We start from the raw sequence: 18,002 nt of genomic DNA on the forward strand, positions 1-18,002 counted from the left end.
CCAATCTCGCTGCGGGATTTCCCGAGGTTTTCGTATCGACGCAGCAAAGATTCCATGAGTCGTTGCAGTGTTCAATCTTCACTCAGAAGCCGGTTTGCACCGGCGTCCTGCCGTGGCTCAGGTGGGGTCTTCGGCATTGTCATTCGCTTCGGCCCTCCTTGAGAAAACCGTACTCAAATTCTGACCCCGGCGCAGTCGCACCCCGCAAGCAAAAATGAATGAACAGGAGCAAACAGAGAGAACCGAGAGGAAGCGGCCAGTGCCTCCGTTTCCTCTGCGACCTCCTGTTCAATCCGACAGCGCGTCTCCGCGAGCGTGATCGCGGAATCGGCAAAGCTAATTGCAAGTGGATGCAGGTCGGGAGTAAACGGCAGACACCGCATTGGGCGGCCCCCCCTCGGATATGCAAGTTGCCATGGATCGTTAGCGGGTAATCCTTTGTCACCTTATAAACAGGTTCCCATCATCAAATTTTCGGTGATCCAGCGACGGGGTGGGAGGTTGCTTTAGTCGCGTCGTGCAATGGGCTATGATAGGACTCCCTCTCCCCTTTGTCCTCTTGTTATCGAACAAGGTCCGTTATGCGAACAAACATTGTGTCCGTCCTCGCTGTGTTGGCGACGGCCTTCATTGCCCAAGCTGATCCTGGTGCAGTCACGCCGACGACTGCCGAGGCTTGGACGTCCGTCTCCCCACGCGAGGAGATCCGACCGGAGTTTGCCTCCACCGACCAAGGGGGACGGAGCGGAAAGGGCGAACTGACGATCGCCGCCGATGATCGCAACGGTTTGATAGGGTACTGGGAAACAAAAATCAAAGTCCAAGGGGGCCAGCACTACCACTTTTCAGCTTGGCGTCAAACCGAAGGCATCGATGTGGTTCGTCGCAGTGGAGTCGCCAGTTTGACGTGGCTGAACAAAAACGGGGGCCGGGCGACACGAGACCAAGTCACGTTGGTTCCCTACCGCCCCGGTTTGAAACCGCGATCGGAACCAGAATATCCTGCCGAGGGTGAAACGGTTGACGATTGGACCCTGCTTGCGGGGACCTACCGAGCGCCGTCCTCGGCAACCGAGGTGGTCATCGGGCTTCATTTTCGCTGGGGGCCCCCTCACTCTCGCATCGCTTGGAGCGACGTCCGATTCGAACCTGCCGCCGCAGCGGAGCCGAGAATCGTTCGCTTGGCGACCATACACTACTGCCCCGCAGATGGGACGACCGCAAAAGAAAAGCGGGAGCAGTTTGAACCGCTGATTGCCGAAGCAGCCCAACAGAATGCGGATCTCGTTGTGTTGCCGGAAACGTTAACAGGCTATCAATCGGGACGGACCTCTGCGGAGGTCGCTGAATCGATGCCGGGTCCGACCTCGGACTACTTTGCCGCACTGGCGAAGAAGTATGACCTTTACATCGCCGCAGGACTGCACGAGCGAGAGGGGCATTTGATCTACAACGTTGCGGTGTTGCTCGGCCCTGAAGGCGAGATGGTGGGCAAGTACCGCAAAGTTTCTTTGACGCGAAACGAAATTGGATCTGGGGTTATGCCCGGCGACGAGTATCCCGTCTTTGAAACCCGGTTTGGCAAAGTCGGCATGATGGTTTGTTACGACGGCTTCTTTCCCGAGGTGGCGCGTGAATTGAGCAATCGTGGCGCCGAGGTGATCGCCTGGCCGGTGTGGGGATGCAATCCATTACTGGGGGCCGCCCGCGCCTGTGAAAACCATACCTATGTGATCAGCAGCACGTACACCGACGTGGCGTCGAATTGGATGATTTCCGCGATCTACGGTCGCGATGGACAACCGCTCGCTCAAGCGACCCAGTGGGGCAGCGTCGCGGTGGCCGAGGTCGATTTGAATCAACCTCTGTATTGGTCCAGCCTAGGTGATTTTAAAGCGGAGATTCCACGACATCGTCCCTGGCTGCCCCATGAGCGGGAGCAAGGAAAGCGAGCGGAAGCGGGGGAAAGCCAAACGGGGGCAGAATAACGGCGGGTGATGGCAAGTTCGTCCATGCCCTCCCTGGCCCCGCACCGGTCGGCAACAGGGGCTGACTCACCAAGTTCCACGCCTCTCCCCCCATAAGGTCTTGCCGTCGTTGAGTTGTCCGCCCCCAGCTCGGTCGAGCCGCGGTGCGGGGCGGAACTGGGCGGGGCGGGTGCTGATGTTCACGAATCGATTACTCGAAATAGGCGTCAAACACGTCACAGAGCTGACGTCCGTAAAGCATCCAGTGCTCCGCCGAAGGAGGCGATTGCAATCCTGCGATCCAGTTGGCGTTCAACTCATGGACCACCGCATCGATACCGAATCGTCGCAACCATCCTTCACCGAGCGTCCCTGAATTTTGAAAATGAGGATCGGTGGCCCCTTCGCGGAACCATGTTTTTTCCCGCAACAAGTTTTCGAAGCGTTTCATACGCGCCAAATAGGCATCGAGTTGGGTGTCCACGGGTCGACTCAGGTGTAATTTACCGCTCTCATCATTGTGCATTTCCAATGCTAAATGGGGGCGGCGTCCTGCGTCGAGCATCGCTGTCAACCAAGCTTCCAAAGCCACATTCTCAGGGCATAGCTTGGGATCGGCTGGCGCATTCCAATCGCGATTCAAATCTTTGCCCAGCATGTTGAATCGAGTGCGTCCATTTGCAACGCCGTCTTTGTTCGCCATCGGCATCACATAGATGCAAAAGCGATTCAAGTACGAAACGTCTTTGTCATCCGCCGTCGCCAACAAGTGACGAAGCATCCCTTCGAGCACCCAATTGCCCCCCGGTTCCCAGGGATGGGCTCTGGCACGCAGAAAGACTCGATAGGGGGCGTCTTCACGTCCCACTCGCACGATTTCCAAGGGACGGCCTTGGAGAGTGTGTCCGATTGGGGTGATTTCGACGAGCGGATGCTGGCGAATCTCGTCTAGAAATCGATCCAAATCGCTAATCCGATAGGGCGGCAGACGAGCGATCCACAAACTACCCGATGCGGGTATTTTGACCGTGAACTTGAGTTGCCCCGCGGCCCGAATGAACTCGGTTTGCTGGGCTTCCCAGCTCTTCCCATCGGGGCTTGTGAATGTGATCGTGGCATCCGAACCGGCGATCGCGGAGCGGCCATTCCAGACGTTGGACAAATGATTGAGCACGATCGTCAGCTCGCTGTCGGGTTCCGCTTCCACGCGAAAATGCCAATGGCCGGCAGCTCGATTTGGCGAATCGCGTTCGTGGTCGTACAGCAAATCCACACGAACGGCCCCGTCGTCGAGAACTTCCCAGTCCAGCGGCGAAGCGTTCTCAAAACCGGTGTCAATAAAAACTAACTGCTCGGCAATGGAGGTTTTCCCCGCTGCCAGCAAGCTGATCAACCCCGCCAGCATCACCAGGTTGCCGTGTCGTAAAATCATCGTGTTTCAATTAAATAGGGGCATCCAAAGTCGTCATTGCAAGCCGGACTAGTCTAGTCAGAATGTGTCCTATTGGTAGTGCCATCGCTCGCGGTGTTGCGATAGTTGCGATGCTAGGTTCGGGATTATTCGGCAAGCCAGTGTGTGCGCTGCTACGATCTCGAAACCGACGCAGCGAGTGTCGCCAGGCAATAAGCCACGTTCTGGCACAGTTCGCCATGACTTGCCCCCCCGTCATTTTTTAAAATACTCCATTGAAAACGAGAACCAATGAATCGCATTTGTCGCTCTGCTCGAAGCTACTGCCTTGTACTCGTTGGAATGTTGGCCGCTTCCACTTCCACCACATTCGCTGCTCCTACGCAACCGCTACGTGCGGGCATGATTGGCTGCGATACTTCACACGCAACGGCGTTCACCCGCTTGCTCAATGCGTCTACGAATGACGTCGACCATCCGTGCGGCGGAGTGCAAGTCGTCGCTGCGCTACCTGAATCGAGCGACGACATTGCATCGAGTCGCGATCGGCTGGGGAAATTTACCGAAGAGCTTCGTTCGCTCGACGTCGAAATGGTCGACTCGATCGATCAATTGCTTGAGCGAGTCGATGTCGTGATGATCCTCAGTGTCGATGGTCGCAAACATCTAGAACAAGCTCGCAAGGTGATTGAAGCTGGCAAGCCGGTGTACATCGACAAACCGATGGCGGCTTCCCTTTCCGATGCGGTGCAAATCTTTGAGCTGGCCAGCAAAAACAATGTGCCGATCTTCACTTGCTCTGGACTGCGTTACACGCCGGGTATCCGCGACGCGTCATCCAACGCTGAACTCGGGGGAGTCGTTGGCTGCGTTGCCTATAGCCCCTCGCCCTATGATGCCACTCATCCCGATCTGTTTTGGGATGGCATTCATGGCATCGAGTCGTTGTTTACCGTTATGGGACCTGGGTGCGAGCGGGTCGTCCGGACCCACACCGAAGACACCGACGTCGTGACTGGGGTTTGGCGAGATGGACGCGTGGGAACGTTTCGAGGTCTGCGAAGCGGCAAGCGTGATTTCGGAGCCTTGGTGTTCGGCGCGAAAGCGATCGAGCACTACGCTGGTTTCGGCGGATACCAAACGCTGGTTGCTGAGATCGCTCAATTCTTCAAGACCGGCAAATCGCCCATTGCCGCCTCCGAGACACTCGAAATACTGGCGTTCATGGAAGCCGCCGAGCAAAGCAAGCTTAACAAAGGTGCTCCAGTTGCGGTCCAACCGCTGCTCGCGGCAGCCACGCTCAAGATGCCTTACGAGCGAGACGTTCGCAAATTTGAAGCTCAAGATCGCCAACATCCTGCCGAGAAAGGCCAAGTGTTGTTTGTCGGTTCCTCCAGTATTGTGTTGTGGGATCTCGAAAAATCCTTTGGCCACACCGGCGCGCTGAACCGAGGTTATGGCGGCTCCCAGTTCCCTCACCAATTCCTGCATTTTGATCGTGTCGTAAAGCCCTACACGCCGCGCACAATTGTGCTGTACTGTGGCGACAACGACATCAACTCGGGGCGAACCCCGCAACAAGTGTTCGAGGACTTCAAGACCTACGTTCAACGGGTGCACCGCGAGGTTTCCGCGACAACTCGGATCGTGTACCTACCGATCAAGCCCAGTCGCAAGCGTTGGTCTCTTTGGGAAAAGATGGATACCGCCAACCAGTTGATCGCGGACTACGCAGAGACAGACGATTTGGTCACGTATGCCGATATCGTCACACCGATGCTGGCCGACAGCGCCCCAGGCGATCCACCTCCCGCCGACTTGTTTGCAGACGACGGGCTGCATCTGTCCGCCAAAGGCTACGCAATTTGGACCAGCGTTGTGAATGAGTTGGTCGACATGAAACCGCGGCCCACTAGCCCAGAACACTCATTGGGCAACTGAAATTGGTCGCACTAGGCTTGATGACAGCGGGTTGGGTGAGCGACGTTATCGATCGCGTGCGTTCCTAACCCACCGTGTCGTTTTTGACGTTGCGAGTTTTTCATACCCCGCAGCGTCAGCGAGGAAATGCCACTCTTGACTCGGTCTCTCGCTCACCCGGCGGGTTAGCGATTTATTGGAAAAACGGATGCTCCGGGTTAAACATGGCCGCGTCGAAGGTGGCAACTCAAAAACAAGCAACCTCTTGGGCTAACGCATTTTAAAAATGGGCGTGGGATGTAGGGGCCGGTTTCCACCGGCCGATCACAAGCGGGCCGGTGGAAACCGGCCTTACCACATCTCTAAACATGCACTCGATAACTTCCGACCACTTCCGCAGCACCGTCGGCTGGGGAACCTACGATCGTAACAAAGTGATCGCGCCACGTTCGTTATTCAGCGTTTGGTTGATCATGCCGCGGCGAATCGCGGCGAGCGGGTTTTTGTCGCCGGTTTGCAAGCACCCTCGCAATCGATCCCCCAACAAGGTCTGCGTGGCACCATCGATTCGCATACCTTGGTTGTAGGCTAACAACGTTTCCCCAGGCAATAACGAGAACGAATTCAAAGTGGGACTCGCGGTAATGTGACTCCCCAACGGTTCGCTGCGGCCATCGACCAGAGGCCGGTAACCGTACCGGCTGCAGACCATCGCCATGATATCGCCACAGGACGCGAAGCTTCCATCACCTGTTTCGGGATCGATCTGCATGTACAGCATCGACATCAATTGGTCACCGGCGTTGGTGTGCCATAGCGTGTCGTTGATCCGCTGAAGCATTTGAGCGGCCGAGTGACGGTAGTGGCTATGGGCTGTGATTGCGGTTCGCACGACCACCGTTTGCAGGGCTCCGCGAAGGGTGCTGTCCACCGACTCGGCCATGGCCATCATCAACGTTCCATCGGGAAGCACATCCCAGGTATGGAACCCGGTTGCCCACGATTGAGGCGATTCGATCATGCCGTCGGCAAACCATCCGTCGGCAATGCGACTGCCGGCCGGTAGACTCAGGTGTTGCCATTCGCTGAGGTCGCGAATGGAGGAAGTGCTGGCAAGTTGTGGGCTCGAGGTGCGATCGCTCGCCGCGTGGGAAAGTTCGGCCGCCAAATGCGAGGCCGCCAAGCGTCCCAGCGCCGCTTCCGCTTTGCCAAACGCACGGATGTCGTCACTAAAAAGCCAAAGCGTTCCAATCGGCACGCCATCGTGATTAATCGAAGCGCAAATGCCGCCCGTGAACGGCTCGGGACTGTTCCATGTATCGATGTCGCCGGCCATGAAGTGGTCAGCGGTAACAACGCCTTGCACCATCGCTTCGAGATCACCACGGCTGCCGCGCAACTCACGCGGCGGGTCCTCTAATCGGCTGGCCGGCAAGCCGAATACCGAACGAGCCTTCAACAATTGTGTGTCGTCATCCAACAGATACATCGCCGCCGCTCGACAATTCACCGCTTCACAAGCGTCGGCGAGGATCGTTTCGATTTTGTCGGCAAGTTTCGATTGCGACTCTGCACCGGGAACAATCGAGGCACGCGTGGCCAGCTCCATCTCTTGGCGACGGAGCGATTCACGCGACCGATTGAGTTGCTCAGCCAACATCGCGGCCGATTCTGCTAACCGCATCGCGCTCGACTTGGTGACCGTCGGTGAGGCTTCGCTCGGGTCGGAAACCGCCATCGTGTTCACACTGGGCAATAGCTCGATCGAGCTGCCAACGCGTCGACGCGAATTGTCGAGCCGCCATCCGGTGGCATCGCCAAAGGCATGCCAGAAATGGGAGACCGCGTCGCCCGAGGGATCGAGATCAGGTGCCGCTTTCGAAGCAGGACCTTTGTGAATGCGCAAGTAGTTGGGAATCGTCTTAGTCACGCTGATCAATGCTCTGGAGGGAATGGGATCGCTAAATAAACCGGTTGGCGATCCATGCCAGAGAGATGTTTATGCAGGGGGGGCGAGGCAACGTTATCCATCGCTGCCACTAGAGAGAAGATCGGCAACGCCGCAGGCATTCGCTAAGCGGAATGATCGACAAGGATTGCGAAAATTACCAAGACGCCCGTACATCCTGGATCATGCGAAACATCCTCATCACCCGAGTAAGCGTCCCACGCGTTTGCGGCCGATGCATTTGCGGCCGATGGGCGGAGTGCCAGTGCGTTGTCGCGCTGAGAAGTCGAGTCCGAAGCGAAAACGAAAAAAGCCAAGGCAACAACAGGGTGTCACCTTGGCTTTTTAGATTAGATCGAAGTGCGGTTTAGCCCCGCCGCCAGAGAGACGAGCGTGTCTTAACCGTCACTCGTGTCTTAGTAGTCATCGTCGCTGAGCACGAATTCTTTCCAAGGCACGCTGCTGCTTTTGCCACGTGGGGTCAACAGTGCTTGGTAGACGCGGTAGTCGATGCTTGCCGTGATGAACCGAGTCCCACCGTCGGCCATCCCCGCGTTCACACCATCGGTGTGAGCCGAAGAGGGACGAGCAAGGTCAGCAGGAGCGGATGTCAATTCAAGGTTGTAAATATCGCCACTGTTTATTTTGTGCACAGGATCCACAGCACCCGGGGCACCCGCTGCGTTCCAGCCACTTCCAGGTGCGGTACCGTTGTTCGGGTCCTCGTAGTGCCAAACCATCCCTTGGTAGTAACGGGAGTTGGTTGGGTAACCAATCTCAGTGCCGGACGTTGGAATCAGCGTTCCAGCGGTGGTGAAACCGGGTAGGTGCCAAGGCATGGCTTGGACGTTCTCGGAGAACAGCATCGTATTGCCTTGACCATCTTTGAAATCGTCCAATCGTACCGCAGGCCCCGTTGCAGTACCGTCGATATACTTCGCGTTGAAAGCGCCATTCGCCCTATCTTGGGAGGTGCTGAAACTGATTAAATCAGGGTCTGATGAGCTCGCTCCAGGCAAGACAGGCGTACCATTGTTGGAAACATAGCTGTTGCTGCCTAGACTCGACTCCGAGTTTGGATCGCTTGGGCATTGCATGATGGCAAGATTCGGAGCGGCTTTCTCGTTCCAATCGCCAGCGGCATTCAAAACGGGATAGCGGTCTTGGCTCCATTGTTCGTAGGTCGGTTGGCCATCCAGAAACGGTAGAAGCGAAACGGCCCAAGTGCCGATTTTGCGATGTCCGTCAACGTTCGCGCCCGACTCAGACGAAGGATCGGGGCCGGTAACGAACGTACCGAAGTCGTTGATGTAGCCGGGCAATTCACCTTTGGCGTTTTCGAACTGGATCGCCGCGAGCGCCAAGTTCTTCAATTGCGTACTGCACTGATTGCGACGCGCCGCCTCTCGTGCTGCGTTGACTGCGGGAAGTAACAATCCCATTAAAATTCCGATGATGGTGATGACCACCAATAGCTCAACCAACGTAAATCCGATTCGTTGACGCTTCATGTCGCGCTCCGTAAGACAAGACTGAGAGATAGGGGAGTATACGAACGAGGTTCGTGTGTGTGAGAGATTGGAAAGCCTTCACGCTCACGATTATCACCCGTTCACTGCCCAAGTGCAAACCCGTCTTGCGTCGCAAAGGCAATTATTTTCACCACTTACCGCTCATGACGCGGCTTAACGGCGCGATCGCGGTGGACGCAGCACCATCACGCAGTCACACAGAGCTACAGCCAACTACCCCGAAAAAGGCGTCGTCACGCTAGTTTTTCCGGCCCCTTGGATTACTTTAGGACGTTAGGGTCGTTTTCGCCTCCTTTGGTGAGCCAAAACACCGATCGGGGGATCCCCCTAAGCCTCGAAACCATGCCGCTCGCGGCGCGACAGGATTAACGCGTCAAATATTGTTCGATTCTTGCTAGCGTGTACTGGCCACTTTGGCATTTGGCTAGCGATTTGTCGCCATTGCCTGCGACGGATGCCGTGTGGTCATTGGGGGGGGGGGGCGGGGCGAGCCTCTCGCACGGCAGGCGCACGTCCAATCTCGTCTTCTTTGCCTCGATCGAGTGTTTTTCATCGTGGCAGGGCGCGAACCCAACCAACGCGAAATCGGATCACTCCACTCCCAAGCGTCAATTTCCCAGCAAATCCCCCCCACAGCGTCAGCGAAGGACCGAATCAAGATCCACTATCCCTCGCTGACGCGTCGGGTTATGAACCGTGTTGCAGAAAGAAATCAACTGCCCGATGAATGATCCGGGGCTCACGCCGCGTGCCTGACTACGGTTTCGCATTACTCCACTTCCACTACAGACCTGACCGTTGATCTATCTGGACTTTAATCGCACGACGCCTCTCGCCCCTTCGGTGCTAGAAGCGATGCAGCCTTATTGGGCTACTCACTTCATGCTGCCAGGGCAAGAGCACACACACGCCCACGCGGTCGGTGAAGCACTCGAACAGGCCCGGGAATCGGTTGCGGGCATGGTCGGTTGCGATCCCTTTGAAATCGTTTTCACAGGGGGAGGCACCGAAGCGAACAACCTCGCGATCCGCGGCCAATTGTCCTCAGCCCACCCGCAACGGGTACAACCCGCTGGCAACGGCCATCCTGCTCTCTCCCGCCCCCCAAGGGCGAATTCGGCTGGCAACTCGACCGCAAACGCGGCGGGGCATGTGCTGGTTAGCGAACTCGAGCACGACTCCGTCATCGGAGCCGCTTCGTCACTGCAAACGTCAGGAATCGAAATGGAGATGATTCCATGCCAGCCCAACGGGATCATTGACCCCGCGACGGTCCAAGCGATACTCCGCCCGAACACCCGCTTGGTCTGCTTGCAATTGGCCAACCCTGTCCTGGGAACACTCCAGCGCGTGCGTGAAGTGGCCGACCTTTGTCACAACCGGGGGGTGTCCGTTCACTGCGATGCGACCCAAGCGTTTGGAAAGCTGCCGGTCGATGTTTCCCAGTTGCGCGCCGACACCGTTTCGATCAGCGGTCACAAGTTCTACGGCCCTAAGGGAAGCGGAGCGCTCTACGTTCGCCGTGGATTGCATCTCGCTCCGATTGGTTATGGCGAGCCTCGCGAAATGGGACTGCGACCAGGCGCCGAAAACATTCCCGCATGGATTGGATTGGGAGCCGCCGCCTACCTAGCAAGCCGCTGCGAAAGCGAGGTGGGGGACAATTATTCGGAGCTAAGCGATCGACTCATTAACGGACTACGATCCACCCTTAGTGAAGAGCCCATTTTACTCGCCCAACACTCGCCGCGAATCGCCAATACGATGGCGATTGAAATGCCCTGCGATGCGGTGCGGATCCAAAAAGCGGCCCGCGAATTGGTCTTTGCGACAGCCCAGTCGTCCGCGCCTCCCGACGAGATGACGCGCTCATTGAAAGCGATCGGAAGGACCGAAACCCAAATTCGCCGCACCCTACGGATCTCCCTCGGATGGACCACTTCGCGAGACCAAATTGACCTCGTTGTTAGCCGGATCGCTGAGGCTTGTGACAGCGTGCTGACGCGCTGAAACAGACCACACTCCCCAGATGCTAGCATGCCAGTGGGCACAACGCACCACCCACGCCGGGGTCCTCGAGGTCGTGAATCGCTCGCCGGCGCCGCCTTTTCTCACGCCGCCTTTCGCAGCATCTCAAACGGAAAGATTGCTGGCCGATCGAGTCGCCCCTATCGCCCCCAGGATCACATCGGGCCGGATCACAGCCCAGCGGAAAACGGCAATTGGCGAGCCCGCAGCGCCCCCCTCTCTTGGAGCACCGCCTACTGACTGGCCTGGACCGGACACCCCTCTCCCAAGCCGCTTTCGTTGGGAAGCCGCAGCTAACGACCGCCCGCGATCCACGTGACTTAGCCCAAGAAGGCCCAGCCCGCCTACTCCTTCTGAATCCCGGTAACCCGCGGACGGCAAGCACCACGAGACTCACCTTTTGGCTCTTGACCTAGGAGCCAGAGAGCCTAGGGATAGCCGACGCCGCCAACACCCCCTCTTCTGGCTAAACTTCCAACGACGCGGATTCTGATCCGCGACTCCCGCGTCGCGCAGCCCCCATCGATGGGAGTCCCTCTCCTTGGGAAAAAATGCTTACAATTCGACAAAAAACTTAATCCATCGGAAAACATCGCAAAAACCGTGAATAAAACGTTCCCTCCTCGGCGAATCCGCCTTGCCTGCTTTAGTGGACACTTAGCGAATGCACTCAGGCGCCATGCCCACTTTTCGCGCACCCCGTCGCTGCCCCGGGTTTGGCAGCTGTGCACTCAAATTAGGCAGAGGGCTAGCAATGGGCCTAAGTTCTTTTGAAAGCATAGGTTCCGAAGCAGCGTTTGACTGGGTGTGAGGATAGCGGCACAACACCCACACGACGTGCCGACCACGGCACAGCCTAGGAAAGGAAGATCCTGACGATGAGCCAAACCGACCCCAACGCCCAGCTTCGATATGCTAGCGATCCATCACCAGAACAGGCCGACGCCATTGCCCCCCGATTGGATATCGCTCCATTGAATGTCAACGTCCCTGAAGAACTCAAGGGCAAGGAAGTATTGCGTGTCGCCCAAGAGGCGTTCGCCAAGACCGGCAGCTGGGTAGTGTTCTACCGCGAGATGCTGGGCGTCGATGGGGTGGTTCGCAAGCTGTTCAGCGACGCGGATAGCATGCGTGAATTTGAGACCAGCGACGAGTTTGCTGAACTGCAAGAGATGGTGGCTGCGATGCGGAGCCAAGACCCCTCCAAAGGAGACTCGGCAGAGCCTGAGCGTATGATCACCATTCGGCTGCCAATGAGCCTGCATGACTCGCTGAAGTTGGAGAGCAGCGAAATGAATTTGAGCATCAACAAGCTGTGCATCAGCAAGTTGCTTCAGCCGGTTGCGGGGCGATTCGTCCCGCTTCAACAAGGTCGCCGTCGCGGTCGCCGCCCCGGCCCCCAAGGCCCCCGCAAGCAGGTCGAAGCGGCGATCCAAGCCCAGGCCGATGCGGTTGCTTCCCAGCCCACGGCACCTATCCAACAAGGGAACAATCCCACTCACTAAAGGCTACCGCGAAGCCTCTGCGCTGGGCTGGAATTCTCGTGGGTGAAGCACCCCGCTGGGGTGTCGAGGATCGCAGGCTGGGTTACCCGCAGCCGGTAGGCCGTTCGACTTGAGGGTGTAAAGTTTGAGCCTGCGGCGACGAGTTTTTAGCTTGCGGCAATGAGCACGGCGAAGGGCTCTTCGGACTCACCCCCTGGGCAAGGTCAGGGTCTGCAGCACGGAGGGGGATCGGAGCAAGGGTCCGCTTCGAATGAAGAAAATGCACCGGAGACGTGGGTGAATCGCGAGCGACCAAGGATGGTCGAGACAAGGCTCGTTTTCGCGGAACCGCTGGCGTCGCAGGACGCCAAACCTGGGCTAAGACTTCCAATGTGGGGGGGCGTCCTGTAGGCAATGGCGTGTACAGACGAATCCCATCGAGGGGTCTCGATTTTTTGAATCATGGGTCGGTCGCCAGAGAGTCGGGAGCGGCGAGTGCAAGCGACGCTGGGGTAAGAAACGCGACGTTCCCCAATGACCTTGGCTGGGCGATTTTCGATTTGCGGGTAAACTGCGGGGGTTGTTCATTTCTGATTTATATCCCCGTGCAGTGTGTTTCGAATTCCATGCTTACAGTGCCCCCTTTTGCTACCGCTCGCACTGAAATTGCGGGCCAGTCGATCGCCGAACTCGTGAAGTCCTTCGGGACCCCTTTATATGTCTACGACATTTCGGTCGTGGAACAGCGAATTTCTGATTTGGCCGCTTTTGATCGCATTCGCTACGCTCAGAAAGCGTGCGGCAATCTCGCGATTCTAGACCGAATGCGCCGCCAGGGTGTGGTCGTCGATGCGGTCAGTGCGGGGGAGATTCGCCGCGCCATCGCGGCGGGATTTTCCACCGATTCGAGCAAGCACGAGATCGTTTATACCGCCGACATTTTTGATCGCGAAGCACTCGATTTAGTCGTTGAGCATTCATTGGACGTCAATTGCGGTTCCCCGGACATGATCAGCCAATTGGGGGAGCGACGTCCTGGGGCGGAGGTCACCCTTCGGATTAACCCCGGTTTCGGTCATGGGCACAGTCAAAAAACCAATACCGGGGGCGAGCAGAGCAAGCACGGGATCTGGCACGAACAGATTGATGAATGTTTGCGTCGTGCGGATCAAGCGAGGATTACGATCACCGGCCTCCACATGCACATCGGTTCAGGAACCGACCTTGAGCATCTCAGCGAGGTGTGCGAAGCGATGGAGCGGACGGCGCTCTCGGTAGGGCGGACATTAAAGACGATCAGCGCAGGGGGCGGATTGCCGGTTCCCTACAAGAGCGATGAGACGTATGTCGATTTGGACAAGTATTTCCAACTGTGGGATGCAACCCGAAATCGGCTCAGCGAAACGTTCGGGCATCGGCTGGAACTTGAAATCGAGCCAGGCCGTTATTTAAGTGCCGAGAGCGGATCGTTGATCGCGGAGGTTCGCAGCGTGAAAAAGGCGGGAGCGAATGTCTTTGTCTTGGTCGATGCCGGATTCAACGATTTGGCTCGCCCGGTCATGTACGGCGCCTACCATCCGATTTCGGTCTGCGGCGCTCGAGGCGATGTTTCCACTCGAGAGCAATTGGACGTGATCATCGGCGGCCCACTCTGTGAATCGGGTGATATTTTTACGCAGCGTGAGGGAGGCTTTGTCGAAAGCCGCAAGTTGCCGATGCCGATGGTGGGCGACTATGTCGTCCTTGAGAACGCAGGGGCATACGGTTTTGTGATGGCGAGCAACTACAACAGCAAGACGCGCGCGGCGGAAGTGATGATTGAAAATGGCGAAGCGAAGCTGATTCGCCGTCGCGAAACCTTTGACGACCTGATTCGCGGCGAAGTGATTCCTGAGTAACCCTTTTCGATCGAACGTCCCGAGCCCCGTGCCCCCCCTGTGTCCCCCGTTAACTTCACGTCTCTCTAACTCCGGTTCACCATCATGCAAACGGCTCCTTTCTCGCCAGCCCAGCTTCGTGAAAGTGTCATCGCGGTTCCTCCGTTGGCACGCGACGACTCGTTGAAGATTGATCGTGCTGAAAACGCAAAATTGATCAAGCATCTTGAAGCGGGTGGGATTCGCTCGTTGTTGTATGGTGGCAACGCGGTCTTCTATCACGTCCGCTTAGCGGAATATGAATCGCTGCTGCAAATGCTGGCTGACGAGACGGCGGACGACACGGTGGTGGTCCCATCGCTGGGCCCCGCATACGGCTTTGCGATGGATCAAGTCGAGGTGCTCCGGCAATTTGATTTCCCAACCGCCATGCTGTTACCCGCTCGCGATATCGTGGACCAAGCTGGGATCGCGTCTGCGGTGCGGCGGATCGCCGAATCTTACGGTAAACCGTTGGTGCTGTATTTAAAGTTCGATCGCTGGCTCGATGTGGATTTGATCCGCAAACTGGAGAGCGATGGCGTGATTTCTTGGGTCAAGTACGCGGTGGTCCGCCAGGACCCTGCGCAAGACGACTATCTAAACGAATTGTTGGACACTTTTCCTGCCGAGCGGATCATCAGCGGCATCGGTGAGCAACCGGCGATCGTGCATGTGCGAGATTTCGGCGTTGCGGGATTCACCAGCGGATGCGTTTGCGTGGCCCCAGCAAAATCGATGGAGATGATGCGAGCGATTCAAAGCGGCGATTTTGAGACCGCGGAGTCCATTCGCAAGTGGTTTGAACCACTCGAGGATCTTCGCAACGAGATCAATCCGATCCGTGTTCTGCATCACGCGGTCACTGGTGCAGGCATATGCAACACCGGCCCACTACTGCCGATGCTAAGCGAGCTGAGCGCAGATCAGATCGCTAAAATCGCCCGCGTGGCAAAGCAGATGGTGTAGCGGATAAGGCCGTTTTGACGACGCCGGCCAGCAGCACCGTTCACAGCCCAATATCGCTAACGAATCGATCGCCACTTACGCGATCACGATGAAGTTGATCCCTCGTACATGCACATCGCCGCTGTGAATCAGCGTGTCCACGGTATCGAGCCCGACGGTGTCCACTTCATTGGATGCCGCAATGTGAACTTGATACGCTCCAGTGTGCTCGAACGAATCAAATTTGAAATTTCCCGCACGATCGGTCACCGTCGTATCCACCACATCGCCGCCGGCGTTAAGCAACTCGACCGTGACCCCTTCGACGGGCACACATGGACGTAAATAGTCGAACGGATGGCTACCGTATCGTGGCAAACCTTTGTCGCTTGAATTCGCCGTGGCTGGATTCGCGGCGGACGGATACACGGCGGACGGATACGTGGCCGGTGAATGAGACACGACCGTACCCGCGATCGAGGGGTTAAAGAAGAACACATTCTCTTGCATGGAATGGACGTTCGTGTTCCGCTGGATGACATCCGCCAACGTCGTGTTTTCGATCTCACGAAGCTCACGCCCCGAGAGCGTGTTCTCGTAATAAAAGCGATCCCCGTTACGAATCCGCTCGAATTGGTCGACGATGATCGCCGATGCGGTTTCACCGAGCGAGCTGCCTTCCGCGTGGTCTTCGCCCAACAATCCAACCCACAAGTCGATGTTGTTGACGTTGCCGTATAGCGTTTCAAGCTTGACTTGCAACTCGGTGTCGCTGGTGATCTCGGCGAACGATTCGTAGGCCTCCAAACCATAGGCGGTGCGAACGGAGTTGAAGTCCGCCAGCCCATGATCGCGGCCACGTTGGATGTTCAGCGACACGAGATCGAGTCCACCAGCACCTGGAATTCCGAACAAGAAGTTACGCAAACTATCGACGACTTCCATATCGACTTCTTGCGACATGCTTGAGGCCCCCGCCTTCAAGATCGAATCGATACCGGTTTCTTCGAGTAGGGTGGGATTAAAGAAGGCGTGGGATAGCAAGACAGCGTCGCGAACTTCGAGCCCATCGTTACCAACAAAATCAACCTTGTCTCTGACCGCGCTGTGGCCAAAGCGGAACGCTGCGGTAGAAAATTCGTTTGCAACCGACGGGTCAACGCTCGCATCGTAGAACTCGTAGTCGGAGATGGCATTGTCCCCAAGCAGGGCAGGCAGAAATTCGTTGTAGGTGATCGACTGGAGCTCCGCGACGACGATTACCCGAGCGGCTTGGAATATCTCCTCATCGCTTCGAGCAGGATTTTTGTGTGCGATTTCGTCCGCCAATCGGTTGTGCTCGCGTAGGAACAGCGACTGCATCGCTGCGAGCCAGAGGCTTTCCGCGGCTCGAATATCGCCCGCTTGGACATTGCCCTGCTCGTCCAAGGGTAACAAGCCCTTGTCACTGATACGCATTCGGCCTCCGCTGAACTCTCGCAGCAAATCGGCCGTCGCTTGATCGCTTCCATAAATCTGGGAACCGTCAATCCAAGCGGTGACCGCATTCACTTGCTCGGACGGATGGCTCGTCGAAGTGCCCGTATCTTCAGCGACCAGGGATCGGGCCATCGAGATCACTTTTTCTCCGCTGCCATGAAGATCAAAAAAGGGGTCGCCGGTAGGAACGACAATGTCAAACGATTCCGCATCGTCGCCCTCTTGCATAAGCGAAAGGTCCATATCATGGTCGATAAATTGGCCCCATATAAAGACGAAACCACTCAGTTTACGCTCGCTGACGGTGCCGTTAGGATCGGCGGCCGTAAGCGTGTTACTGATCTCGCGAGCACTGGGCCGATCGGCGCCCGCCGGCTTGGAGATACCGTCGGCATAAGCGGCGTCAGCAATCCGCATCAAGGGCGTATTGACGGCACCAAAATTAGGGTTGTCCAGATTGTTGTGGGTTCCATCAACCGTACGGACTTCATCGGGGAAGTTCGTTGTCGGATCGTGGGGAGCGTGATTCGGCAAATGCCATCGGATCATTCGGTTGATCACCATCAGCGCATCGATCGCAGTGTAGCGGCCATCGTTGTTCACGTCCGGCATCGTACCACGCTCGTTCACGTTGCCATTAATCCCTTCATAATGGCGTTGGCGATGCATTTCGTTGATGACCGTCAAGGCATCAACAGCCGAGACGACCCCATCATTATTGACATCCTCGGGCATGAGGTCGTTGTGAAACGGATTAGCGGCGAGAAGGTGACGCGTTTCCAGCGATTCCGCGCGCAAACGCCGACTCGGCAGGCCCCGGCGACGCTTATTGCTTGACGAAGATTGCAGGAGATGGAACCAACGATTCAGAAAGTGAGTCAAGGCAATACCCTCCAGAAGAACCGGCACGATGAAAAACGCGTGAAGCGAAGGCCAGACACCATCATGGGGTATCCGCACGCCACCCTGCGGTGAAATTTCACAAAAAAACTAGGATTTTTTCGCGATCGCTATCAGAGCGAGCCCAACGAAAACCCTCTTTCATCCAGCCAGGCAACCCAGATCACCGTTGGTCACCACGCAAGTCCCGCACAACTGGGACATCGATCACAGGAGCGTTAACGGAGAATTGAAAATCGGCGCCCGGAAATTTCCCTGAAATCGATGGCACAGAAGACACGTCGCACGGTCCCGATCAAGTCAAACGACGGCGCCGGGGCTTGAACGGCTTTGCCTCGCTATGCCAAACACTTCCGCAGAGGCCAAACACGTCCGAAGAGACCGTAGGATCCATCCCAACGCTTGGGATGGATTCAACCCGGTGTTTGAACAGCGGCCCGACGAAGAGGGGGCCGCATGAAGGCGTGTG

General features: G+C 56.9%; 10 protein-coding genes. 6 read left to right on the top strand and 4 right to left on the bottom strand.

The window, feature by feature from the left end; all coding sequences use genetic code 11:
* Positions 1-581: 581 nt before the first annotated feature.
* Positions 582-1,988, top strand: coding sequence for a carbon-nitrogen hydrolase family protein (locus Pla52o_RS10020; protein WP_146594459.1), 1,407 nt, complete (start codon positions 582-584; stop codon positions 1,986-1,988).
* Positions 1,989-2,178: 190 nt separating this feature from the next.
* On the opposite strand, the gene Pla52o_RS10025 is transcribed toward Pla52o_RS10020, so the two are convergent.
* Positions 2,179-3,399: a M14 family zinc carboxypeptidase gene (locus tag Pla52o_RS10025; RefSeq protein ID WP_146594460.1), complete on the bottom strand. Its 1,221-nt coding sequence runs from the start codon at positions 3,397-3,399 to the stop codon at positions 2,179-2,181.
* Positions 3,400-3,669: 270 nt separating this feature from the next.
* Between Pla52o_RS10025 and Pla52o_RS26805 the strand changes: the two genes are divergently transcribed.
* Positions 3,670-5,319 carry a GDSL-type esterase/lipase family protein gene (locus Pla52o_RS26805; protein ID WP_197169135.1) on the top strand — a complete coding sequence of 550 codons (1,650 nt, stop codon included), beginning with the start codon at positions 3,670-3,672 and terminating at the stop codon, positions 5,317-5,319.
* A 397-nt stretch (positions 5,320-5,716) separates the two neighbouring features.
* Here the strand turns inward: Pla52o_RS26805 and Pla52o_RS10035 are convergent, their stop codons facing one another.
* Positions 5,717-7,228 carry a GAF domain-containing SpoIIE family protein phosphatase gene (locus tag Pla52o_RS10035; RefSeq protein ID WP_146594461.1) on the bottom strand — a complete coding sequence of 504 codons (1,512 nt, stop codon included), beginning with the start codon at positions 7,226-7,228 and terminating at the stop codon, positions 5,717-5,719.
* A 434-nt stretch (positions 7,229-7,662) separates the two neighbouring features.
* On the bottom strand, positions 7,663-8,757 hold the full coding sequence (locus tag Pla52o_RS10040; protein WP_146594462.1) for a DUF1559 domain-containing protein: 1,095 nt from the start codon (positions 8,755-8,757) through the stop codon (positions 7,663-7,665).
* A gap of 819 nt (positions 8,758-9,576) precedes the next feature.
* Here Pla52o_RS10040 and Pla52o_RS10045 point away from each other — a divergent pair.
* The 4 genes from Pla52o_RS10045 to Pla52o_RS10060 all read left to right on the top strand — a co-directional run bounded on the left by Pla52o_RS10045 (position 9,577) and on the right by Pla52o_RS10060 (position 15,175).
* Positions 9,577-10,788, top strand: a complete 1,212-nt coding sequence (locus Pla52o_RS10045; RefSeq protein WP_146594463.1) for a cysteine desulfurase family protein — start codon at positions 9,577-9,579, stop codon at positions 10,786-10,788.
* Positions 10,789-11,684: 896 nt separating this feature from the next.
* Positions 11,685-12,311 (top strand): hypothetical protein, encoded by a 627-nt coding sequence (locus Pla52o_RS10050; protein ID WP_146594464.1) that lies wholly within the window; start codon positions 11,685-11,687, stop codon positions 12,309-12,311.
* Between the two features lie 605 nt (positions 12,312-12,916).
* Positions 12,917-14,188, top strand: a complete 1,272-nt coding sequence (gene lysA, locus Pla52o_RS10055; RefSeq protein WP_146594465.1) for a diaminopimelate decarboxylase — start codon at positions 12,917-12,919, stop codon at positions 14,186-14,188.
* A gap of 84 nt (positions 14,189-14,272) precedes the next feature.
* Positions 14,273-15,175 carry a dihydrodipicolinate synthase family protein gene (locus Pla52o_RS10060; RefSeq protein WP_146594466.1) on the top strand — a complete coding sequence of 301 codons (903 nt, stop codon included), beginning with the start codon at positions 14,273-14,275 and terminating at the stop codon, positions 15,173-15,175.
* 75 nt (positions 15,176-15,250) lie between these two features.
* Here Pla52o_RS10060 and Pla52o_RS10065 read toward each other — a convergent pair whose 3' ends face one another.
* Positions 15,251-17,515, bottom strand: a complete 2,265-nt coding sequence (locus tag Pla52o_RS10065) for a peroxidase family protein (protein WP_146594467.1) — start codon at positions 17,513-17,515, stop codon at positions 15,251-15,253.
* Positions 17,516-18,002: the final 487 nt, after the last annotated feature.

Origin of the sequence: Novipirellula galeiformis (assembly GCF_007860095.1) — a bacterium.
Classification (GTDB): domain Bacteria; phylum Planctomycetota; class Planctomycetia; order Pirellulales; family Pirellulaceae; genus Novipirellula; species Novipirellula galeiformis.